At 64.1% G+C, this 23,042-nt stretch carries 18 protein-coding genes; 7 read left to right on the forward strand and 11 right to left on the reverse strand.

What is annotated here, in order from left to right; genetic code table 11:
• Positions 1-9: 9 nt before the first annotated feature.
• Both JF616_13090 and JF616_13095 read left to right on the forward strand, forming a co-directional pair.
• Positions 10-2,391: a hypothetical protein gene (locus tag JF616_13090; GenBank protein ID MBW8888685.1), complete on the forward strand. Its 2,382-nt coding sequence runs from the start codon at positions 10-12 to the stop codon at positions 2,389-2,391.
• Positions 2,388-3,941, forward strand: coding sequence for a type IV pilus secretin PilQ (locus tag JF616_13095; protein ID MBW8888686.1), 1,554 nt, complete (start codon positions 2,388-2,390; stop codon positions 3,939-3,941). Before JF616_13090 ends, JF616_13095 begins: the two co-directional genes overlap by 4 nt.
• A 73-nt stretch (positions 3,942-4,014) precedes the next feature.
• Here JF616_13095 and JF616_13100 read toward each other — a convergent pair whose 3' ends face one another.
• The gene (locus JF616_13100) at positions 4,015-4,848 is read right to left on the reverse strand and encodes an ATP-binding cassette domain-containing protein (protein ID MBW8888687.1); all 834 of its coding nucleotides are present in this window, start codon (positions 4,846-4,848) and stop codon (positions 4,015-4,017) included.
• 105 nt (positions 4,849-4,953) lie between these two features.
• Between JF616_13100 and JF616_13105 the strand changes: the two genes are divergently transcribed.
• The 4 genes from JF616_13105 to JF616_13120 all read left to right on the forward strand — a co-directional run bounded on the left by JF616_13105 (position 4,954) and on the right by JF616_13120 (position 10,050).
• Positions 4,954-5,277, forward strand: coding sequence for a PEGA domain-containing protein (locus JF616_13105; protein ID MBW8888688.1), 324 nt, complete (start codon positions 4,954-4,956; stop codon positions 5,275-5,277).
• 327 nt (positions 5,278-5,604) lie between these two features.
• Entirely contained in the window at positions 5,605-6,582 is a 978-nt protein-coding gene (thiL, locus tag JF616_13110) for a thiamine-phosphate kinase (protein ID MBW8888689.1), read from the forward strand.
• Between the two features lie 22 nt (positions 6,583-6,604).
• The gene (gene tadA, locus JF616_13115; protein MBW8888690.1) at positions 6,605-8,515 is read left to right on the forward strand and encodes a Flp pilus assembly complex ATPase component TadA; all 1,911 of its coding nucleotides are present in this window, start codon (positions 6,605-6,607) and stop codon (positions 8,513-8,515) included.
• On the forward strand, positions 8,512-10,050 hold the full coding sequence (locus JF616_13120; protein ID MBW8888691.1) for a hypothetical protein: 1,539 nt from the start codon (positions 8,512-8,514) through the stop codon (positions 10,048-10,050). Before tadA ends, JF616_13120 begins: the two co-directional genes overlap by 4 nt.
• 36 nt (positions 10,051-10,086) lie before the next feature.
• Here JF616_13120 and JF616_13125 read toward each other — a convergent pair whose 3' ends face one another.
• The 10 genes from JF616_13125 to JF616_13170 form a co-directional block, all read right to left on the reverse strand.
• On the reverse strand, positions 10,087-10,356 hold the full coding sequence (locus JF616_13125; GenBank protein ID MBW8888692.1) for a hypothetical protein: 270 nt from the start codon (positions 10,354-10,356) through the stop codon (positions 10,087-10,089).
• Between the two features lie 32 nt (positions 10,357-10,388).
• Positions 10,389-10,922 carry a bacterioferritin gene (locus JF616_13130; protein ID MBW8888693.1) on the reverse strand — a complete coding sequence of 178 codons (534 nt, stop codon included), beginning with the start codon at positions 10,920-10,922 and terminating at the stop codon, positions 10,389-10,391.
• 84 nt (positions 10,923-11,006) lie between these two features.
• The gene (locus JF616_13135) at positions 11,007-11,705 is read right to left on the reverse strand and encodes a hypothetical protein (GenBank protein MBW8888694.1); all 699 of its coding nucleotides are present in this window, start codon (positions 11,703-11,705) and stop codon (positions 11,007-11,009) included.
• A gap of 52 nt (positions 11,706-11,757) precedes the next feature.
• Positions 11,758-12,222 (reverse strand): nucleoside deaminase, encoded by a 465-nt coding sequence (locus JF616_13140; protein ID MBW8888695.1) that lies wholly within the window; start codon positions 12,220-12,222, stop codon positions 11,758-11,760.
• Positions 12,223-12,269: 47 nt separating this feature from the next.
• On the reverse strand, positions 12,270-13,028 hold the full coding sequence (locus JF616_13145) for a class I SAM-dependent methyltransferase (GenBank protein ID MBW8888696.1): 759 nt from the start codon (positions 13,026-13,028) through the stop codon (positions 12,270-12,272).
• Entirely contained in the window at positions 13,025-13,600 is a 576-nt protein-coding gene (locus JF616_13150) for an NUDIX hydrolase (protein ID MBW8888697.1), read from the reverse strand. The genes JF616_13145 and JF616_13150 overlap by 4 nt, the downstream gene beginning before the upstream one ends.
• Positions 13,573-15,093, reverse strand: a complete 1,521-nt coding sequence (locus JF616_13155) for a hypothetical protein (GenBank protein MBW8888698.1) — start codon at positions 15,091-15,093, stop codon at positions 13,573-13,575. The genes JF616_13150 and JF616_13155 overlap by 28 nt, the downstream gene beginning before the upstream one ends.
• Positions 15,094-15,215: 122 nt before the next feature.
• Positions 15,216-16,571: a hypothetical protein gene (locus JF616_13160; GenBank protein ID MBW8888699.1), complete on the reverse strand. Its 1,356-nt coding sequence runs from the start codon at positions 16,569-16,571 to the stop codon at positions 15,216-15,218.
• A 62-nt stretch (positions 16,572-16,633) separates the two neighbouring features.
• Positions 16,634-17,065 carry a phage integrase N-terminal SAM-like domain-containing protein gene (locus JF616_13165; GenBank protein MBW8888700.1) on the reverse strand — a complete coding sequence of 144 codons (432 nt, stop codon included), beginning with the start codon at positions 17,063-17,065 and terminating at the stop codon, positions 16,634-16,636.
• A gap of 125 nt (positions 17,066-17,190) precedes the next feature.
• Entirely contained in the window at positions 17,191-19,989 is a 2,799-nt protein-coding gene (locus JF616_13170) for a hypothetical protein (GenBank protein ID MBW8888701.1), read from the reverse strand.
• A 489-nt stretch (positions 19,990-20,478) separates the two neighbouring features.
• On the opposite strand from JF616_13170, the gene JF616_13175 reads away from it, so the two are divergent.
• The gene (locus JF616_13175) at positions 20,479-23,007 is read left to right on the forward strand and encodes a UvrD-helicase domain-containing protein (protein ID MBW8888702.1); all 2,529 of its coding nucleotides are present in this window, start codon (positions 20,479-20,481) and stop codon (positions 23,005-23,007) included.
• Positions 23,008-23,042: the final 35 nt, after the last annotated feature.

Here is a 23,042-nt window from a genome sequence, read left to right on the forward strand (position 1 = left end):
TCCCCGGACATGAGAACCACCGCTATCCTTACCGTCCGCCTCGCCGCCGCGGCGTTGGGCCTGAGCCTGACCGCCGCCGCCCACGAGCTCAAGGACGTCTCGCTGATGGCCTCGGGAGGGAAGGCCCAACTGAAGCTGTCTTTCTCCGCGGGCGCGGGCGAAAGCGAATTCCCCCTCTACTTCCAGAAGGGCGACGCCGCCCGTGGCACCTTGACCCTTTCCTTCCTGGAGACCGGCACGGCCTATCCCTTGGGCCGGCACCCCCTGGATGCGAACGCGCCGGAGCTGGAAGATATCACCCTCAAGAAGATCACCAGCCCCAGCGGGAAGAACTTCCTAGGCATCGAATTCAAGCTTCGCGACCCCGGTTCCGCCATCCTCGCCGATGGCGAGGCCGAAGTCCAGACGGCCCCGAAGGGGATCCTGAAGATCCAGCTCGGAAAATCCACCTTGCCTAAGTACGAATGGTCCCTCGCCAAGGCGCTCCAGGCCGGCGACGCTTACCTGTCCGCCAAGGCCGCCCCCCCGCCCAAGGTTAAGAGTAAGACGGCCAAGGCCGAGGCCGCAGCGGCCGCCGCCGCCGAGCGTGAAACCGCCGAAGCCTTTTCCGCACCGGTTCCCGCCGAGCCATCCGCCCCATCCGGTCCCGGGGATTCCTCCGCGGCCCGGGACGCCCAGCCGGCCGCGGCTTCCGCCAAGCCCGTTGCCCCCGCGCGCAAGGCCCGCCTGGTCGAAATCCAGTCGCGGGTCGCCGCCGAGCAAGAGGATTTGCTGATGCTGTTCGATGCGCCGGTCGCGGTCAACCCCGTTCCTACCCGTGATCCCAAGGACACGGCCTGGACGGAAATATCGATCGAGAACGCCGTTTCGGGCCTCCCGCGCAAAGAGTACACCCTACCAGGAAACGGGGTGTTCCGGCAAATCAAGGCGGCCCTGAAGGGCGGTAAGTTGGTCGTGCGCGTAAAGCTGGCAGAAGGCGCGAGCGTCAGCGTAACGCCCCAAGAGAATGGCCTGACGCTCTCGGCCCCGGGCAAGGGCGGATCGGCATCCGCCTCCGCATGGTCGAGCAAACATCCCGGCGTTCCGGATGCCGGACCGGCGAAGGCCGAAACCGCGAAGACGGAAGCCAAGCCCGATGGGAAGGCCGAATCCAAAACGGATACGAAGGTTGAAGCAAATGCCAAAGCGGTTCCTAAGACGGAGATGGCCGGGAAGACCGAGGCATCTGCCCCGAAAACGGAGGAAGCCCCCGATCCCGTGACTTCGGCCCATGCCGACGGAATGGCCCTGGATAAAAGCCATGGCGCCGGCGCCGGCGTTGGCGCGGGCAAAGCGAAGGGAAGCCTGTCTTCCAGCCGCGTCTTCGGTCTCGCGGCGGGCGGCAAGACCCTGGTATTGCTCAAGGATTCGGCTTCGCTCAAGAGCGATCCCGGCGCCCAGGGCAAGGTCATCCGGAAAATCCCCATCGGCGAGAAGGTGGTGCGTCTGGATACCAAGTGGGGCAAGGTGCGCGTAGTCGCGGGCCAGGATACGGGATGGCTGCGCGCTTCCGAAGCGGTTTACGACGATGAGTTGACTCCGGCCCAGGACAAGGCCATCCAAGGCAAGCTCGCATCCAACCGGGCCCGCATCGAGGCCGCGCAAGCCAAGCTGGCCGCCGCCCAGGCCAAGGAGGCGGAGAAGGCCGCGAAGGCGGAAGCCGCCCGGCTCGCTAAGGAAGAGGCCAAGCGCAAGGCCGAGGAAGCGACCGCCAAGGCGGCCGCCGAAGCGCAACGTAAGCTCGCCGAGAAGCAAGCGGCGCTGGATGCCAAACGGCAAGCCGCGGCTGCGGCCGCCGCCGCCAAGGCGAATCCGCCCGTCGGCATACAAGAAGCGGGAGCCGCGCCTAACCGCGTGGGGCAAGCGCAACCTGGCGGAGGCCCGAATCCGGGAGCGGCGCCAGGGGCGGGAGCGAAGGCGCCGGCGCAAGGAGCGCCTAAGCTCGGGTTGGCCGACAATCCAGAATTGGCCAACAAGTTGGCGCAGGAGAAGCAAGCCGCCGAAGAAGAGAAGAAGCGCATCGAGCCCGAGGAGAACCGGGTGACCTACAACAGCTATGGCCGCCGCGATCCGTTCATCCCGGTGGAGCAAGGCGCCGCCGATAACGGGATCGACATCGATCAGATGAAGGTGGTGGGGATCATCTGGCAGGCTTCCCAGCCGATGGCGGTGCTCGAGCATAGCCACGAAGCGGGCGTCTCGTTCACGGTGAAGGAGGGCGATCCGGTGCATAACGGCAGGGTGGCCCGCATCTCGCATGATGCGGTGACCTTCGATATCAGCGAATACGGCATTTCGCGTTCCTACAGCCTGAGACTGGTTTCGAACGCGAAGGAAGGGGCCAAAAAATGACTTTACGATTCCTCCGGGCCACCGCTCTGGCGGCTGGGCTCGCCAGCGCGGCCATGGGACAGGACCCGGCATCCGCGCAACCGGGGCCATCGCAAACGGCGCTGGGTTCCGCCCATCGGCAGAACTTCAGCTTCTCCAACATGGACATCCGCTCGGCGTTCCGGGCCTTGTCGGCTTCGGGACGGGTGGACATCGTGGTGGCGCCCAGCGTGTCGGCTTCCAGCGTGAACCTGATCCTGACCGATAAAACCTGGCAGGAAGCCATGCTGATCCTGTGCCAGATGTACGGCCTGAAATACCTGGTGGAAGACAACTACCTCTACGTCATGAACCTGGCCGATTTCAACAAATCCTCGGTGGAGAACGCGCAGGCCTTGCAGGCGGCCGGATCGATGGCTCCGCTGATGCGGGACATCATCAAGCTGAAGAACGCCAAGGCCAAGGATTTGATGGATCCGATCGGGAAGATGCTCTCTACGCGGGGCAAGGTCGACGTGGTGGAACGCAACAACGCCCTGCTGGTCTTCGACACCCGCGCCAACATCCGCGAGATCCGCGCGGCCATCCGGGAGCTGGACGTCGAGACCTACCAAGTGAACATCCAGGCCCAGATGATCCAGGTGGATGCGGACGCCTTGCGGGAAGTGGGCGTGGACTGGCAATTCGGGGTGGGGGGCGGGAAGCTCGGGCCCTTATTGAATACGCCAGGCAAGCTGCCCACCACCGTCAGCGACTTCAGCATGGTGGGGACCTCGAACCAAAGCGCGCAATCTTCATCTTCCAGCTCCAGTTCGAGCGGATCGTCGGGGGGAAGCAGCCCTACCACGGGAGCCCTCGTGGGCGGCGTGGCGGGGGCGACCACCCAATTGGCCTTCGGCCTATTGAACGGGAACCTGGCGTTGGCGGTGGCGAACCTGGTCTCGAATCTCCATGGCGAGGTCCTCGCCAAGCCGCAGATCACCACCATCGACAATACGGAGGCCAAGATTTTCATGGGCGAGCAGGTTCCCATCCGCGTGCTGGACGCCACCGGCCATCAGGCCATCCAGCTCCAGGACGCAGGCACCTCGCTGACGGTGACTCCGCACGTAACCGCCGACGGGCGCGTGCTCTTGGATCTCAATCCGGAGAAGAATTCTTTCCGGGTCGATCCCAGCGCGGGAACCATCCTGCAGAAGCAAAGCGCCAAGACCACGGTAGTGGTGAACGACGGCGAGACCGTGGTGATCGCGGGCCTCACCACCAAGGAAGAAACCTCGACGGAGACGGGAGTGCCGTTGCTGAAAGACATCCCTTTGCTGGGCTACTTGTTCAAGCACACGGCAAACTCCACGCGTAAGCGCGATCTGATCGTCTTCGTGACGCCGCATATCGTGGCGCAAGCCAACCGCGGGGATGAGATGGCCAAGAACGACCTAAGGGATCTGAAAGAAGGCGAAGGGGTGTACGGGGATAATGCGCCCTCCTCAACGTCGGCGCCGGCGCCCAAGTCCGAGGTCAAGAAGTCGTCGATGGACGCTCCGCCCCCCGGCAAACCGGATTATCCCTAGGGCCTTACTCGCTTAGGGGCTGCGGGGCGTTGGCTTCACATCGCATTTCATGAGGGCCTTCCTTCGGGGAGGCCTATTTCTTTAGGCCGCTTCTCAAGCGCAAGCTGAAGCGCCCGTCGCGCTTCTTCAGGATCACCGCGCGACCGAACACCCGTTCCAGGTTGGCTTCCGTCAGGCACTCCCGGATCTTCCCGAATCCCACGGCCCGTCCCTTGCGCAGCATCAGCGCATGGGTGAAATCGGGCAGGATCTCTTCCACGTGATGGGTGACGTAGAGGATGGCCGGGCCCGCAGGCGCGCGCATCAAGGCCGACAGGCGTTCCAGGAAGCCTTCCCGCGCCACCGGATCGAGTCCGGAAGCCGGTTCGTCGAGGATGAGGATGCCGGGCTTTACCATCAAGGCCCGAACGATGGTGGCCATGCGCCGTTGGCCCTGGCTCAATTGCGTGAATCGCCTTTTCATGAGATGACCGATGCCGGCGGCCCGCAGGAGGCTGCGCGCCCGCAAGCGATCGGAGGCCGAAGGTTGGTCGAATCGCAGCCCCATGGTGCCCACGCAACCGGACCAGGCGATCTCTTCGACGGTCTGCCAGGCCGGGAATTCGGGCTCGATATCGTTGCCCACCCAGCCGATCACGCGGCGCAGTTCGGTGAGATCGCTCTCGCCGAACTTATTCCCCAGAACGCGGATCTCGCCTTCCTGCGGCCAGAGGAACCCTTGCAGCATCGCCAATAGGGAACTCTTGCCGCTGCCGTTGGGCCCCAGAAGCACCCAATGCTCGCCGCTGCGGATGGAGATCTCGATGTCCTTCAGGACCAGGCGCTCTTCGCGGCGCAATTCGATGCCGCGTAAGCCTATGATTTCCCCATTCGATCGCGGGCCATTGCCCGCCGCGAGCTTCGCCATGCGTCTTCGCCTCCCGGTTGCGGAACGATGTTATAATTCCGCGAGGTGATCAAGTTTTCGCGCCCTCGCTCCCTCCCGTATCCACAGCAGGCCCGGTTCCAGGTCTTGGCTGCCGCGGCCGCCCTGACTCTTGCCGTCGCCGCTATTTCCGCGGCCCCGACGGATAGGCTTTCCTCGGCCGCGTCCCCCGCGCCCGCTTCCGCCTATGGATTGATTTGGCTGGACGTCGACCCCGGCCCCGCCGAGGTCGCCCTGGACGGGGACTTCCTGGACGCGGGCGTTTGGCTTATCTCCGTATCCCCCGGGCAACACGAGGTCCGCGTCCGCAAAACGGGCTTTCGCGACTACGCGGGCCGCGTTTTGGTCCCGCCAGGAGGCAGCGTGCACCTCGACGTGCGCTTGCAACCGGGCGCCGCGGGCGATTCCTGATCCGATTCGCTTCGAATCGCCCCCATCCCTCCCCGGCGGACCCCGATTCCAGGCTCCGCGACGGCTTTTTGGGTATAATTCCGATCGGGCATTCGTCGTGGAGGTTTCCGATGTCCAGAGGCATGCGCTTAATGATCATGATGCTGGTCGTCGCGGGAATGATCACGATGATGATGCAATGCGCGAAAAGGTCCATGACCCATCACCGCGCCCCGCCTCCGCCGCAAGACGGCACGGCGCCGGACCAGCCTGCGTCGCCGGACCAGCCTGGGGCGCCGGACCAACCTGCGGCGCCGAGTCAGCCCGCGGCGCCGGGTTGAGCGGAGCATGAACCGCTTCTTCGCCCCCGGGGGCGAATTCTCGCTCATCGAGTCCTTATTCGACGCATCCCATTTCTCCAAGGACGGGCATGGCTTGGGCGATGACGCCTACCTGCTGGAAGCCGGCGGGGAAACCTGGGCGGTATCCGCCGATGCCAGCGTGGAGGGGATCCATTTCCGCCTGGATTGGACCACGCCGGAGGCGGCCCTCGAGAAGGCGCTCCTATCCAATCTCTCCGACATCAACGCCATGGGCGGCCGCGCCTCCTTGGCCTTCCTCACCTTGGGGGCCTTGAAATCGTGGGATGGCGCGCAAATCGCGCGCTTGAAGGAAACCTTGGCGCGCCTGGAGAGCCAGCATGGATTCCGCATGGCCGGCGGCGATACGGTACGCAAGGACCAGGAAATTTTTTTCGGCTTCACGGTCATGGGCAAGATCACGGGGCGGCCCTTGCTTCGTTCCAACGTGCGACCCGGTCATCGCCTCTACGTCAGCGGGCCGTTGGGGCGGTCGGCGGCAGGATTAGCCTTATATCGGGCCGGAGAGCGGCCCGGCCGGGACCCGGCCTTTGACCGCTTCTTGACCGCGCATGATCTTCCCCGGCCGCCTTTGGCGCTGGGGCCCGCCCTGGCGGCCCTGCCCGGCCCGGTGGCGGCCATCGATCTGAGCGACGGGCTTTCTTCGGAGCTGGCCCACCTTTCCCGGCAGTCGGGTTGCAGGCTGTCGGTGGAATGGGGTAAGCTTCCTTATGACGATGGCCTGGAACGGCTTCCCGGCGGCGGGCGGTGGCGCGATTGGGTGCTCCATGGCGGAGAGGAATACCGATTATTGTTCTCCGGGAACTTCTCGCCGGAAGATCTCGCGCGGCTTTCCGCGCGCGGGGAGATCCGGGAGATCGGGTCCGCGCGCGCGGGCGAAGGCGTAGGTCTCGTGGACGAATCGGGAACCGAAAGGGAATTGGAGGCCGCGGGCTGGAGCCACTGAGCTCCGGAAGCGGCGAGCGCCGATGAGCATCCAACAGGTTAAACGGAACAAGCGCAAGGTAGGGGAAATCCTGCTGGCGCAAGGCTATATCAACCAGGAGCAGCTCGATCATGCCCTGGAGCAGCACGCCACCACCGGCATCAGCCTGGGCACCGTGCTGGTGAAGCTCGGCTTCATCGACGAGGATACCCTGAACGCGGTGCTGGGCAAGCAGCTCGAGCTCAGCTACCGCAAGCGCATCGGCGATTTGCTGGTGGAGCAGGGTTATATCACCCAACCACAGCTCGCCAACGGCCTGGCCCAGCAGAAGACCATGGCCATGCCCCTGGGGAAATGCCTGGTCAAGCTCGGCTACATCGAAGAGACCAAGCTTCTCGACGTGCTGGCGGCGCAGCTCGATCTCCAGCATATCAACCTGGAAAACTTCAAGTTCAACCCGAACATCACCCGGCTCATCTCCGAGGAGATGGCCCGTTCCTATAAGACCATCCCGCTTTACGAGAACAACGGCGTCCTCACCGTGGCCATGGTGGATCCCACCAACCTGCGCTCGCTGGATCATATCAAGTTCAAGACCGGCAAGGACGTGGAGCCGGTGATCGCCACCGAAGCCGAAATCACGGTGGCCATCGGGCGCGCTTACGCCGGGGGCAAGGAAGCCCTCAGCGATCTCATCGGCGGCCAGGAGGATAAGGATCTCGTCCTGGATGATAACGACAAGAAGAAGGAGGAGGAGGAAGGCCTCACGGGGGACGAAGAGGGCCGGCAGATCATCAAGATCGTCAACCTGATCGTGAGCGAAGCCATCCGCCTCGGCGCATCGGACGTCCATCTGGAGCCGCAAGAGCGCAACATGCGCATCCGCTACCGCATCGACGGCGAACTGATGGAACAGAATCCCATCCCGGCCCGCCTCATGGTGCAGATCGTCTCGCGCCTCAAGGTGCTGGGAGGCATGGACATCGCCGAAAAGCGGAAGCCCCTGGACGGCCGCGCGCATATCAAGTACCGCGGCCAGGAGGTGGATTTGCGCCTTTCCACCTTCCCGACCCTGCTGCGCTCCCGCGGCGTGGTGGAGAAGATGGTGATCCGCATCATCGATCCCAACCAGGAAGTCGCCACCATCGATAAGATCGGTTTTTCGCCCTCGGTGTTCCCGAGTATCGCCCGCCTGATCGAATTGCCCGACGGCATCATCCTCACCACCGGCCCCACGGGCTCGGGCAAATCCAGCACCCTGTACGCCTTCGTCCAGAGGGTGGCCTCCCCTTCGGTGAACGTCGTGACCATGGAAGATCCGGTCGAGAAGAACATCCCGGGCATCACCCAAGGGCAGATCAATAACCTGGCCGGTTTTACCTTCGCGGCCGGCATGCGCGCCATCCTCCGCCAGGACCCGGACGTCATCATGCTGGGCGAAATGCGCGATAAGGAGACTTCGGAGATGGCGATCCAGGCGGCTCTCACGGGCCATCTGGTGATCTCCACCTTGCATACAAACGACGCCGCCGGCGCCTTCACTCGCCTGCTGGACATGGGCGTCGAACCTTTCCTGGTCACCTCTTGCGTCAAGGGCGTACTCGCGCAGCGGCTGGTGCGGCGCATTTGCGAGAAATGCCGCCAAAAGGTGGAGGTGCCGGACGTGGTGCTGGAAGGCATCGGCATCCGCCCGGGAACGCCCTTCTTCCAAGGCAAGGGCTGCCAGCAATGCAATAACACCGGGTACCGGGGGCGCTTGGCCCTCTTCGAGCTGCTCATTCCCGACGAGCACATCCATCAGATGATCTTGGAGCGCAAGTCCAGCGACGAGATCAAGCTCTACGCGATCCGCCAATTGGGGATGGCCACCCTCCGCCGCGACGGCCTGGAGAAAGCCCTCTCCGGCCAGACCACCATCGAGCAGGTCGTGGCCGTCTCGCAGTCCGAGATGTGAAAACCCCCATCCGCTTCCCGGCCTGGGCCGCCGCCTTTCCCTTGCTCGCGGCCTATGCGGCCCTCAAATTCTCCTTCGGCATCCTCATCTGCGATGACGCCTATATCACCCTGGCCCATGCGCGTTCCTGGGCCTCCGGCCTCGGCCCCGTCATGTCCGCCTTGAATCCGGTCTGCGCCACCAGCACGCCCCTGCATACGACCCTGCTCGCTCTCGCGGGACGGATCCTGGGCGGCGGGAACTACCCGGATTACGCGTACGGGATCAACGCGGTTTGGGATCTCATCGGCTGCGGCTATCTCTATCGCCTGGCGCGCTTCGGACGGAAACTTCCCGGCCCCTGGCCCTGGCTATGCGTCGCCGCCTATGCGCTCTCCGTCAACGCCCTCGCCGTTTCGGCGTCGGGGATGGAGACGCCCATGTACGTCGCCCTGGCGTTGGCCGGAACCTGGTACGGCCTGTACGCGGAACGCGCCGGTTACGGCTTGGCCCTGGTGGCCTTCCTCGCCCCGCTGGCGCGACCCGAAGGAGCGCTTCTGCCCGGCGTCCTGATCCTCGCGCGTGCTTCCGGCGCCGGACGCCGCTTCCGGCTTGATAGGGATTCGCGCCTGGCCGCCGTCGCCGCGGCCATGGGTCTCTGCCTCTTCTTCGCTTTCAACTTTTACGCCTACGGCCACGCCTTGCCGCATTCCATCGTGGCCAAACGGGCCGAAATCCACGTCGGGCCCCTGGAGGGCTTGGGCGCCTGGATGCTGAACGTCTTCTTCAAGGGACCCTGCTTCGGAGGCACGCGAACCGTAGCCATAGCCAATCTGCTGATCCTGGCCGCCGCGGCATGGGGCTGGAAGCCGCCGGGGAACGCGAACCGAAGTAACATGAACGATACGGTAACAGAAAGGTTTCCTTGGCCCATCCTGGCCTGGCCGGGGGCCTACTTCCTCTTTTTCATGGCGACGGGAGCGAGTTACGTCCTTTTCCCATGGTACTTCCTCCCCGTCCTGCCTTTCTTGATCCTGGTCGTTGTCGAGGGCCTGGCGCGCGGGATGCAAGGCCTGCCTGCTTCCGCGGCGTGGGCCCTCTTTTTCGGCTTCCTGGCGTACGTGCCGGCCCAGACTTTCCGTCAGCAATTGCCGGCGAAGCATCGTTTGGCCGAGGCCGGGCGGGAAGGCCGCTACCGGGAAGCGGCCCGCATCGTCGACTCGCTGTCCATTCCCGGCCGTCCGACCATGGTCATGATCGACGAGGTGGGGGCGATCGGGTATTGGTCGCATGCGCGCATCCTGGATATGCACGGGCTGCTCTCCCCCGAGGCCATGCCCTATCTGGGCCCCGCCGAAGGGCATTGGCTGCGCATGGCGAAGCTACAGGATCGGATGGATCCCGAATGGATCGTGGGCCTAAGGCTCGCCAAGGACGAGGGCTTGCTGTACCCCGGCGAAGACGGATTCTATGCGGGCTACGCCCCGGTCCGGATTCTGCGCATCGCGAAGCATCCGTACAATCTGGAGATGTGGCGGCGCCTGCCGCCGGATTGACGGGAGGCGCGGTTAGGAGATGCTTTACCTGGCCCTTCAGGCTTGCGGAGCGGCCGTGGGCGGCTGCCGGCCCCGGGGAAAGCGATGCCGCGGGATGAGATCCCGCCCCAACAGGAAGGCCATGAATATGGTCAGGGGTATGGTAACGATGACCCCGAAGCCGTAGGAGACGAGGGCTCCCACCACGTTGATGGCGATCAGGATCGCCAGGAAAGCGATGGCCTTACCCCATGCGACCGGCTCGTTGAGGGCTGGCAGATGGCTGTCTTTCTCGTTCTTTTCTTCCGTATCCTTATCCTCAGCCATGGTACCTCCTCCCGTCGGGTTCAGCCCCGGCCTCAACCCTTACGCATGATCAGACTGGACATATCTTCCGCATGCTCCTCTTCGGTGGCCAGGATCTCCTCCATCAATCTGCGGGTGGTGGGATCCTTGTCCGTCAGGTACTGGATGATTTCCCGGTAGCTGTCGATGGCGATGCGTTCGGCCACCAGGTTCTCCTTGATCATGTCCTCCAGGGAGCGGCCCTCGATGTATTCGGCATGGCTGCGTTCGATCAAGGTGGCGGGATTGAGATCGGGCTCGCCTCCCAATTGGACGATACGATCGGCGATCTGGTCGGCATGCTGCAATTCCTGGGTGGCATGCTCCATGAATTCGGCCTTCGCCGCTTCGGAATTGGGGCCCGAGGCCATGAAATAATGGCGGCGGTAGCGCAGATTGCAGACTATCTCCGTGGCCAAAGCCTGGTTCAATAGCTTGATCACGGCCTCGCGATTGGCGGAATAGCCTTTGGTCACGGCGCCGTCGTCGATACGTTGGCGGGCCCTTTCGCGCAAGGTGCGCACATCGGTCATGGTGGCGTCGGCCATTCTTCCTCCTGGAAAATTGGGCCGGGCCCAATAGGGGGCTCGGCCTCTCATGCCGAAAATACTTTTCCAGGCCGGGGGGTGGACTTATTTCGCGGAAGCCGGATTCCCGCGTTTTGCCGCCGGATTCGCGGCGCCTTTCGCGGCCGCTCTCGTGGCCGGTTTCGCGGGGGTCTTGCGGGAGGGCTTGGGGCTGGCGAGGACCAAGGGCCGCACCGGGGGCAGGAGGTTGTCGATCACGATCCATTGCTTGCGTTTGGACATGCGGAAATTCTTCGACTTTTCCACGCTCTCCGTGGCCTTGATGGCCGCCGCCGGAATCTGGGTCAGCAGGTCGAGGGGATAGGCGTACTCAGAGGCCCGGGCGGTCTTGCCGTTGAATTCGACGCGCTCCACGGGCCAGCAGGATATCCCGGGGGCGGCCTGGGTGAAGGTGGAGTCCTTGCCCATTACCGCGAATACGACCACGCGCGCATCCCGCTTGAAAGCCGTTTCCTCGAAATCCTTATCGTTCCATGCCACTTCGATTTCGCGGCGGTTCCAGCGTCCCTTGATCAGGCCATCGACGCGCACGGTAGCCCTGCGGCCGTCGCCGAACAACCCGCCCGAGACGTTCGCCACCGTGCCGGCGACGACCAAGCCGGCATGGGACATCAGCCACGCATAGCTACGCGGCTGCAAATCGGCGGCGCGGGCGCTCGCGGTGGCGAGGACCAGGAGAGCGAGGAAGGGGGCGGCCAGGCGGTACATGATCCGAATGATAACCGCGCGGAGTCGGGCCGGCATGGGGTAGGCTTCCTTTTCGGGGAAGGATTCCCGGGAGCATGGGCCCCGCCGATCAGGTTTCCGGGCCGTAGTGCGTTTTGCGATCCCAATCGGCCCAGGTCCGGAAGGCGGCTTTCGCCTCTCTCGCCAGCATTCTCTTCATGCGCATTTTGCGGCTTCGCGCGGGGCGCATGATCTCCTCGTAGAGGAAGGCGTCCCCGAAGCCGATGGCCGCCGCGTCGGCGCGGGTGTTGGCGAAGACGATGGCGTCGACGCGGGCCCAGTATGCGGCCGCCAGGCACATGGGGCAGGGCTCGCAAGAGGTATACAGGACGCAACCGTCCAGATGGAAGCGGCGCAGGCGCCGGCCGGCGGCGCGCAGGGCCACCACTTCGGCATGCGCGGTGGGATCATTCTCGGCCAGGACGCGGTTGTGCCCTCGGCCCACCACCTTTCCGTCCTTCGCCACCACCGCGCCGAAGGGCCCTCCGCGGCCATCCTTGAGCCCATGGGCGGAAAGGGCGATGGCCTCGGCCATCAACTGGCGCGGGGTTTTGCCCTTGGGCTTCGGCCGGGCGGATCGCTTCACTTGAGCTTCGCCAGGCGGAGGGAGAGCGGCCAGCGCACTTTGCGGCTCCGGGCCGGATCGCCCCAGGCGGCCGCCATTTCTTCGCGTACCAGGGCGACGGGATCCTTCCCTTTGGCCTTGCGATAATACTGCACCGCCGACCAGGTCCCGAAATAGTCCAGCAGTTCGGAGAAATCCCAATCGGTTTCCATGGCGAATTCCGGCGCGGCCAAGGCGGGGAAGGGAAGGTCCAGGGAGCGGTAGCCGTTCTCGACATGAACCCGTTCGGGCGGCCAATAAGGGCCCACCAGGCCATGGTAAAGCCGAAAGTAGGCGAGATCGAAATCCGGGGTAACCTGGCAGTTACCGTAGCACCAGGCCGCCAGCACCGCGCCCGGCCTGGCTACGCGGGCGGCCTCGGCGGCGAAGGCGGGCACGTCGAACCAGTGCAGGGCCTGGGCCACCGCCACCAAATCCACGCTGGCGTCGCGCAAGGGCGCGCGTTCGGCGGCGGCCGCGGCGTAAAGCAAGCCCGGAACCCGCCGGGCTTTGGCGATCTGAGAGGCGCTGGCATCGGTGGCGATCACCGCGCGGAAGCGGGCCGCCAAGGGACGCGAGGCCTGGCCCGAGCCGGCCCCGCATTCCCAGGCCGTCCCCGTTCCGGCGGGAAGGGAAGCCAGGTAATCGAACAGGGATTCGGGATAGGTGGGACGCGCCCGGGCATAGCCGGCCGCATTCCCGGAGAAATGATCCTTGAAGGCGGGGGCGTCGCTCATGCGCCGGCTTCGCGATCCAGAAAGTAACGCGCCCGCGCCAGCGCCGCCACGGTCAGGGATTCCGTGAGTTCGCCTGCCATCGCCATGCGCCAGGCTTCTCCGAAATCCATGGCCTTCACCGCGAGCTGCTCATCCCCGTCGGGATCCTGCGGCCCGGGGGTGAGATCGCGCGCGAGGTACAAGTGGCCGATCTCGTCGGTGCAGGCGTTGGACAGTTCCAAGCTCCCGAGGTAATCCCAACGGGCGGCCGAGTAGCCGGTCTCCTCCCGTAATTCGCGCTTCGCCGAATCCAGCGGTTCTTCCCGGCCCTCAGGGCACCCGCCTTCGGGCAGCTCCCAGAAATAACGATCGAAAGGATACCGGTGCTGGCCCACGAGGATGACCCGGCCCTGGGCATCGATGGGCACCACGGCCACCGCGATGTTCTTGAAATGGACCGTTCCGTAGATGCCCGGGGATCCGTCCGGGCGGAGGACGTCGTCCTCGCGCACGCGGATCCAGGGGTTATCGTAGACCTCCCGGCGACGCAGCCGGGTCCAAGGGCCTATTTCTTCTGGGGAAGCGCCTTCCATATGCGGGAAATATACTCTCCGCCATGGCCCGTATTGCGCAACGGCGCCAACAGCCCGGACTTGGGGAGCTTCGCCATAACAGGCGAGGCGCGACGTTCGAGGGACATCGGGAGCCGAGAGGGCATGCCGGCCGCGGTCTTCGCGAGGGAACCCGCCTTCGCGGGCAGAGCGACGGTCTCGAAACCGGTTCCCGTTACGCAACTCATCAAATCGGCCAGGCCTTCGCCTTCGGGGCAAACGGGATCCTTTTGGCTCAGGCCGAAATCCATGCTGAGGGCGCACGTGCTCGTCTTATACGAATAGACGGTGTGCAGGGAATCTCCTTGGTTGGAAAAGTCGATGGTGGCGGTCTCGCCCTTGCCGTTCTTGAATTGGATTTCCTTGCAGGTGTTCTTCGTCATGGTGATGGTGGTGTCCGCGGAGAATTCCGCGGCGAAGTAGTAGCCGAAATAATCGCCGGCGCAGGTCTCCGCGGTGATGGCTTCCGTGGCCTGGGATTCGCTGATGGTGTACACGGCGGTCAAGGATTCGAAAGGGCTGTCCCCGCCGGTGGTGTCGCTGGTGCAGCCGGTCCGCAGATCGGCGGGCAATAACGCGTTGGCATCGACCAGGTTCCATGTTCCGACGATGTCCGTGGCGGTGCCGGTGAACATCGGGCCCGTGCAATCCCCCGTCGCCCAGGTCCATAGCTTGCCGTCGCGTACCGCGTAGGAGGACGTATCCTCGGTGGTGTCGCGCAGGATCTTCGTGCTGCTCCCCGAATCGCAGTAGACGTCGATGAATTGCGTGACGATGGTTTTCTTGGCGTGATCGATGGCGATGACCTTTTGGACCAGGTTGCCGGTGAGCTCGACCCCCACGTCGCCGGTCAGGCTCAGGTAGATGAGGACGTCGGTTTCGGTTTCCGATGCGGGCTCGTAGGTGCGGGTGCGGTATCCGGTCTTGGAAATCTCCAAGGTGGCCGCGGCGGCCTTGGCCAGGGAGGCGATGCGAGGCGTCGCGGAAGCGGCGCCGCCGGTCGGAGAAGCGATGCCCGGCGCGAGTACGGCCTTCCAGGTGAGGGTTTGATCCGCGGCGGTGAGGCGAAGGATAACCACGCCTACGTGCGGCAAGCCCGCGGGCAGGGGAAGGGCATTGGCGCCCGCGGACAACTTCACGTTCGAAGCGGAAAAGGCGCGGCGGCCATCCGTGGTCAGCCATTCCAGGCGCGCGGCAACGGCGGAAGGGCTGCGCACGATCAGGGATCCCCGGCGATACGTCAAGGAGAAGGCGCCGGCCCCCGTTCCCGGATTCCGTATCGCGATGGCCTTGGCGAGATCGAAGGCTCCATCGGCATCCGTGGTCACGCATGAGGTGGGATCCGACTTGATGCAGACCTTGGCCCCGGAGATGGGGTTCTCGAGCTTATCGAAGACATTGCCGGAAATATCCAAGGCATGGATGGGAAGGGCTATGGCGATGGCGAGCGCGGCGAGAATCGGGGTTGGTCGCATGCGGATTTCCTTTCGGGTCGGCGAAGTGGCTACGGGAGTCCCAAAAATGGCTTATTTCTCGGTACTACACCAGGGCGAATCGGTACGCGATACCGGCACCACCGAGCCCTGAAACCTGCCGGTTACTGTCCGAACCCGGAGGTCCGCACGCAAGCCTGCCAGGTGGTATCCGCCAAGACGACCCCGGATTGCGCTTCCGGGCAAGCCTTCGGCGCCGTCGTATCGAGGATCAGCGGCACGCCCGCGGAGACGCAGGTCTTGTCCCCGAAAGCGAAGGAGACTTGCAGGGAATCCGCCGATGCCGGATACGAATAGGCGGCCGTCTCGTTCCTGGCATTCTTCAGAACCACTTCCTGGCAGGTGTTCTTGATGAGCGCGAGATGCCCGTTCTGCCCGTCCAAGGCCGTCGGATCCCCGATGAGCTGGTTGCCCAGGCAAGCGCGGCGGCGGATGCGGATGGTAAGGGAATCGGATTTGAGATCGATGTCCCAGCCCCCGCCTTCATTCAGGAAGAACAGGTTCGGCACGCTGGTGACCAGGGAATCCTTGTCGGGTTCGCAGGTCACCGGGAACAGCCCTGACGGCAGCGGTACCAGGCCCTGCGATTTCCATTGGCCGTAGAGACCGCTCCCGTCCTTGGCGAGCGCGACGCCAAAGCAATTGCCCGCCGGGATATACCATTTGCCGCCTTGGATCCAGATGGGCAAGGACGATTGCGCCTCTTGGGACACGGGCGCGGATCCGTTACAACCGGGTTCGGCGTACGCGTAATGCAATAGATGGTTGGCGCTGTCGATATCCAGAAGCCGGGCCCGGATGAGGCCCGCGTACGGCAGGCCGGTATCGCCGTCCACCGCCATGCGGATGACGGCGGTATCCAAATCCTTGCGGGGCCGGAAAAGGGCGGCCTGGTATCCCGGTTTCACGATCGTGAAGGCGTGCAAGTTGGCGGTGGCGATTTTCCCGAGAACGGAAATGCGCGCCGGATGGCCGGCGTCGCCAAGGGCCGGGAAGGCGTAACGCGCGTGTTCCGTCTCCAGGCGGAAGAAAGCCAGCCCCGCAAATGGCTCGCGCCAGGAAACCGGGTTGCTTCCCGCGCGCAGGGAAAGGGAAAGCGCGGGCCCGATGCGACGGCCGTTCATCGCGAAGCGCAGGAGGCGGACGAGCGCCGGCTGGGGGGCGTCGATGATCAAGGAACCGGCGCGGATCGAGAAGGAAAGGCCGGGCGCGGCGGACGGGGCCTGGGGCAAGGACACCGTCGGGGAAAATACGGATTTGCCTTGGGAATCGGAGGTCTGGCATTGGCCCGCATCCTCTTGCAAACAGATGCTGGCTCCCGGGATGGCTTGCCCCATTTTATCCGTCAGGATGAAATGCACTTCCAGCGCCCGTACCGGCCGCGCGAGCGTGGCGAAGAAGATGAGGGATAGCGTTATAGGAGCAAGGAAAAGTCGAAGCGATGCGGACCTGGGGTTCAAGGGTCCCTCCCGGGATTAATGCCCCCTAACTATACCACGCGGCGGCCGGATCCGGGAATCCGTTAGTCGCGTGTGGCCCAATCCGGGCGGCCCTGGCGGCGTTGTCCCAGGAAGAGGACGGTCTCGGCGACGGCCCATTCCTCCGCGGGCAGATCGAAGGGGTGGCCGGCTTCCCCGGCCAGTTCCCGCTGTTCGACCACGCTGTCGTAGAAGAAGGACAGTGCCTGGATCAAATCGATGAGGGCACGGGCGGAGTAGCGGCCGGATTCGGCCTGCTCCTCGATGAAGGATTGCACTTGCCCGGGACGGAGCCTTTCGGGCTTGAGGGCATGGCGGGCCAGGAAGGGCGAAAGCGCCCGGGTCCAGCGGACCCGGCGTTCCGCCTCGATGCCGCGGCGTTCCAGGGCGGAATCGAACCGGTTCATCCAATGCTGTATTTGGGCGGATTCGACGTGCCTTTGGGCGCGTAACACGGCGGTCGCGAATGGAACCATATTCACCTCCCGGGTTCGTTCCCAATGTCGCTCATTGGACGTCTCCGGAGGATGATCGGTATCACGATCCCGCTTCGCCCTGTGAGGGGGCTCACAGGGGGGCTACGCGCATCCTCACGAAGGGCTCAACGGGAACCCAGGGAAAGGTGGAGCCAGGCCTTGTCGCCATCGGGCGCGGAGAGGCGGATCCAAATGAGGCCGCGCGGCCAACCGCGTTCGGGAAGATCGAAGACGGCCGGGGCGCGATCCCAGGATTGCGACCAGAGGCGTTGGCCGCGCCCATCGAAGGCTTGCAGGCGCGCGGGCTTTCCCGCGAGGTTGGCGAACTGGATGCGGTTGCCGGAAAGGCGCGCCCCTGCTGGGACGGCCGCGCGATGATGGATGACGGGAGTGGGATCGACCTGCAACGGAGCGGAGACGAAGCCGTCGCCCGTAAGCCGGCCTTCGTTCAGGTAGGCGGAAAGGAGGGTTATCGGCCCGGGAGCCGTCGCTGAATCGGCCATTGCCGTGATGCGGAGGAGACCGGTCGCATCCCCGACCAGGGGAACCTCGCCGACCGTGGCTACGGAAAGGACGTGGCTGACGGGATCGAAGTGGGAGACCACCCTGTCGGAGAACCACGAGGAGTGGATTTGGCCCACTTGCGTGACCGTCGCGGGTAATTGGAAACGGAACTCGGCCGCGGTAAGGCCGACGAGGCCGCTTCCGGACAGGCTGTAGACGTAATCCCCCGCCGTCCCGGCGGCCGAGGGAGGATTGATCGTCAACGCCGCGCCGGTGACGGGGGAGGCGGCTGCGCGCTTGCCCAATCCCTTTTCCATGGGAAAGGAGCCGATCAATCCGATGGCGTACTGGAAGACCAGGGCCGCGTCATAGCTGGAGATGCCACCGGTGCCGCTTACGTCCGCCAGTGCCGGATCGAATTTCGCGGAATCCGTTCCCGGTCGGAAGCCCACCACGTAGTCCAGGATGGCTTGGGCATCGAAGATGTCGACTTTGCCATCCCCATTGACGTCGCCGGGCAGCGAACGCGGCGCGGAAACCGTGATCCGTCCCGGTACCAAGGTGGCGACCAACTCGCCTTTGTCGTCGAGACGGATGCCCTCCAGGTTCACGTCGGTAAAGGCGCCCAAGGGGGCTTCGGCCGGAATGACGAAGCCGAAACGCAATAGCTCGCCCTCGCTTTTGCCAAGTGCGACGGGAGCGCCGCCCAAGGCGACGGGAATGGAATCCTTGCGTGCATCGTTCCATCCCTTTAGGGCCCAATCGCGCGCCAGGCCGCTATCGGTTTTGATCCCCGCGAAGCGGGCCACGGTAGAATCGACGCGCAAGACGAACTGGCAAGCCGACAGGGTGGCCGAGCTCAAGTTAGCCAAGCGCAATGGCACCCATACCGAATCGCCCGGTTTCCCGAAGAACTTGCCCATCCCGAGATTCAGGACGGGAGGCCGGGACGGAATGCGCTTGTATTCGGCCGCGATCTCCGCCGCTCCCAGCGCCCTCCCGTAAATGCTCATCTCATCGATACGGCCATGGAACCAGCCAGGCGTGGATTGGTTGCGCATGCAGGCGCCGATCTGGGGCAGCGGCGGAGGATAGCCGATCTCCCCCCACGTCTCCGCGGCGCCCGCCTGGACTCCGTCGATCCACATCCTCCCGTATCCGTCGCTTACCGTGAGGGCGACCATATGCCAGGCGCCATCGGCCAGGGAAACGGGGCGGAAGATCTCGGACCAATAAGCGCCGTTATAGACCTTCCTCCCGGTGACGCCTTCGAGTTCGCCGAATCGGAAACGGAACTCGGTCCCTTGGTCCACCGAATCCCCGATGGTGTAAATCAGGTTGCTGTAGATGACGCGCTGATCATTACCGATCCCTTGTTCATACGGCTGTATCCATGCCGCCACGGTGAAGGCCGGGGGATTGAAAGCCGAATCGGAAGGCAGCTGGACGTAGGTGTCCTTCCCGTTGAATTCCAAGGAAGATCCGCGCGCGCCGGCTTTCCATGCGGTTTCCCCGTGGATGGCCCCGTCGAAGCCGTTCCCGCTGCGATCGTGCAGTATCGCGCCTTCGCCTTCGTCGAAATCGTACTGGGCGATCAGGCCGCCGGTCTGGGGCGGTTTGACCTTATCGGCGAGGAGGGCGTAGGCGGCGGCCATTTCGGACGCGTCGAGACCGCGATCATAAATGCTCATCTCGTCGATGCGGCCGCGGAAGAATCCCTTGCTGGCCCAGTTGCGGAGGCATGCGCCGATCTGGGGCAATGAGGTTGGCTGCGGGATCGCGGCCCAAGGTTGGGGCGCTCCCGCCATGTTCCCGTCGACCCACAGGGTTCCGATGCCTTGCGAAACCGAAAAAGCCACCCAGTGCCAGGCGCCATCGGCCAAGGATACGGGGCGCATCATATCGGACCAGTGGCCATTGAATTCGGCGCCGGCGGAAACGCCTTCCAATTGGCTGTTCCGGAAACGCAGCAACGATCCCTGCGTGAGCAATCCGGGCGTCGTGGAGACGAGATTGCTGTAGATGTCCCGCTCCACCGTCCCGGGGCCTTGATCCGTAGGTTGGATCCACGCCGCCACCGTGAAGGAGGCGAGCAGGAAAGCCGAATCGGCAGGCAATTGCACGTAGGCATCGATGCCGTTGAATTCCAGCGCGCTTCCCTTTATCCCGGCAGCCCATTTCGCCCCGCCTTGGATGGCCCCATCGAAACCATGGCCGCTGCGATCGTGCAGGACCGCGCCATCGCCATCGTCGAAATCGTATCGGGCCACCAGTCCGTTTTCCGAGGCGATCGGATCCGAAGCGGCCGCATTCGCGACGATCCCCAGGCCGATCGCGACCGCGGACGCCGCGAGCGGGAAAAATCCGGCGCATAACCTGAGAGCATGGAATCGGACAGATAGCGGTTGCACTGCGGGCATGGCAACTCCTTTGATATCGCGGTAAGGAAAAGGTAACACCGATCGGGCCGGAATTCATGCCTTTCCCGCATCGGGGAACCGGATTTCCCTCCCCTAGGAAAGAAAAGGCACCATAAACCCTAGTGCCTTCCATTGAAATCTTCTTGCCGCGCCCGATTCCGCCGTTTTTCCCACGCCCTTCCCTTCCTCTCCAAGCGGACGGGCAGATGTGGGTTGCGGCGAGGCCGGAAAGGGCGGGTCCGGGTCTCCGGTTCGCCGAGTTGCAAGCGCCTCGATCCGGGGATGGGAATGGTCCGCAAAGGACGGCCAGCCCGAGGCAGCCGGCGAGAGACACACAGTTTGCTTTCCGCGGGCGTCCCCATCCCCGGATCGCGAACCGACCGCGACGCATTGACCAGCGAGCTCCGAGGCGAACCGGAGCCCCGGCCCCGCCCGGACCCACCTCAGCCGCAGCCCCGGCATACCCCGATTTCTATCTTTACCCCCTCGATGCAATCCCTCCCCGATCTCAAGCCTTCCGACCTGAATCCGCCCCAGCTCGAAGCCGTCACCTACGGCCCGGGGCCGCAATTGATCCTGGCCGGGGCCGGATCCGGAAAGACGCGGGTCCTGACGTATAAGATCGCGTGGCTGATCCGCGAACGGGGCTTACGGCCCTGGGAAGTCTTGGCGGTCACCTTCACCAACAAGGCCGCGCAGGAAATGCGCCTGCGCATCGCGGGGCTGATCGGCTATGCGGGGAATCTGCGCTGGGTGGGAACCTTCCACAGCATTTGCGCGCGGCTGCTGCGTTTCCACGCCACCCGGCTCGGCTATACGGCCAACTTCTCCATCTTCGACACGGACGATCAGAAACGCTTCATCAAGGCCGTACTGAAAGCGGAAAAGCTCGAGGACGACGTGCGCTTCTCCGCGGACGCGGTGAGGCATTACATCAGCCGGAATAAGAACCAGGGAATTACGACCGATCAGGCCAAGCTGGAAGCGGAGGACACGTACGAGGAGCGCATGGCGCTGCTGTACCACAAGTACAACGAGGAGCTGATCAAGAACAACGGGATGGATTTCGACGACTTGATCTTCCTCGCCATCCGCTTGCTGGAGTCCTTTCCGGAAATCCGCGAGGTATTCAGTTCCGGCTTCCGTTACGTGCTCATCGATGAGTACCAGGATACCAACAAGGCGCAGTACAAGCTGATCCGCCTGCTGGTGGGCCCGCATCATAACCTGGTGGTGGTGGGCGACGACGATCAAAGCATCTACGGCTGGCGCGGCGCGGATATCGGCAACATCCTTAGCTTCCGGAAGGACTTTCCGGAGGCGAAGGTGACCAAGCTGGAGCAGAATTACCGCTCCTCCGCGAACATCCTGGGCGTGGCCTCTTCGGTCATCCGCAACAATAAGAACCGGATGGACAAGACCATTTGGACCGCCAACGAGCCGGGCGAGAAGATCGGACTGTTGGAACTGGACGACGAGATCCTGGAGGCGGCCTGGGTGGCCCGCCGCATCGGCGAGCAGGACGGGGGGAACCGCTTCAAACCCGGGGATACCGCGGTTTTCTACCGTACCAATGCGCAGTCGCGCGTCCTGGAAGACGAACTGCGGAGGCAGCGCATCCCCTACCTGATCGTCGGGGGCATCCGCTTCTACGAACGCAGGGAGGTGAAGGATTTGATGGCGTACCTGCGGGTGCTTTCCAATCCGCAGGATAGCGTCTCCCTGGCGCGCATCATCAACGTGCCCAAACGCGGCATCGGGGACAAGAGCATCCAGACGGTGGAACTGTACGCGGCGGAAACGGGCATCGGCCTGTTCGATGGCCTGCGCCGGGCCCGCTCCAGCGGCCTATCGGATGCCGCGGCCAAGCGCATCCTGGAATTCGTGGCCCTGATCGACACCTTGCGCGCGCTCGCGGCCAACGAGTCCTTGCCCACCCTCATCGCCGAAATCATCAATCGTACCGGCTTCAAATCCCATCTCGAGGAAGAGGGGACAGAAGAGGCCTTGGATCGCCTGGCCAACGTCGAGGAACTGGTGGCGGCGGCCCAGGACTTCCTGCGGCGCCGCTCCGACAACGAACTCGAAGCCGCCCGCGACCCCGATGCGGACGAAGCGGATCGTTTTCAACGCGCGCTGGAACTGAAATTCCCTTTGCCTTCACGCGAGGATGCGGACTCGACGACGGGCGGATCCGTCGCCGAAACCGGGGCCGATTCCGCGGCACTTGATTTCTTCGGGGACGCCCTTCCCGGAGGTAACCTACATGCTACCTCGGGCGGATCGTCGCCTGCCGGCCCGCGTACGGGCCGTCTGGAAGATCTGGAGTTGTTCCTCCAGGAAATCTCCCTGCTGGCGGATACCGATGGGCTTAAGGCTTCGCAGGAAGCGGTGACCTTGATGACGGTGCACAGCGCCAAGGGGCTGGAATTCCCGCGCGTGTTCGTGACCGGATTGGAAGACGGCCTCTTCCCGATGCTGAGGGAAGGGGATGACGGGGACGTGGAGGAGGAGCGGCGGCTGTTCTACGTCGCCGTGACGCGGGCCCGCGAGCAATTGAACCTGACCTACGCGCGGCGCCGGCGGCGCTACGGCATGTATCAGGAGGCGGGGGGCTCCCGTTTCCTGGGCGAAATCGATCGGAACTACCTGGAAATCGCCAGGCCCCGGATGCCGCAAAGCCCTTTCGCGAAAGCGGCCGGGCGCGAGGAACGTTCCTGGGGCGGGTTCGGGGGCGCCCGCGGCGGATCCGGGCCCTCACGCGGCTACGGGACCTCGGGCGGGCGCGGGAGCGACGATTTCGGCACCACCGCGACCCCGGACTACGAGGATTTCAGCCAAGAACACGAGGAAGGCTTCCGCAAGGGACAGCGCGTGCGCCATGAAAAGTTCGGCGACGGAACCGTAATGGCGACCGATGGGAACGGCGAATCAGCGCGGGTGCACGTCCTGTTCGCGGATCATATCCGCCGGGTGCTGATGGTGAAGTTCGCCAAATTGCGCACGCTCGATCCCTGAAATCAATTACCGAATAATTACATTCTCCGGTCGCG

The sequence above is a fragment of the Fibrobacterota bacterium genome (genome assembly GCA_019509785.1).
Classification (GTDB): Bacteria; Fibrobacterota; Fibrobacteria; order UBA11236; family UBA11236; genus Chersky-265.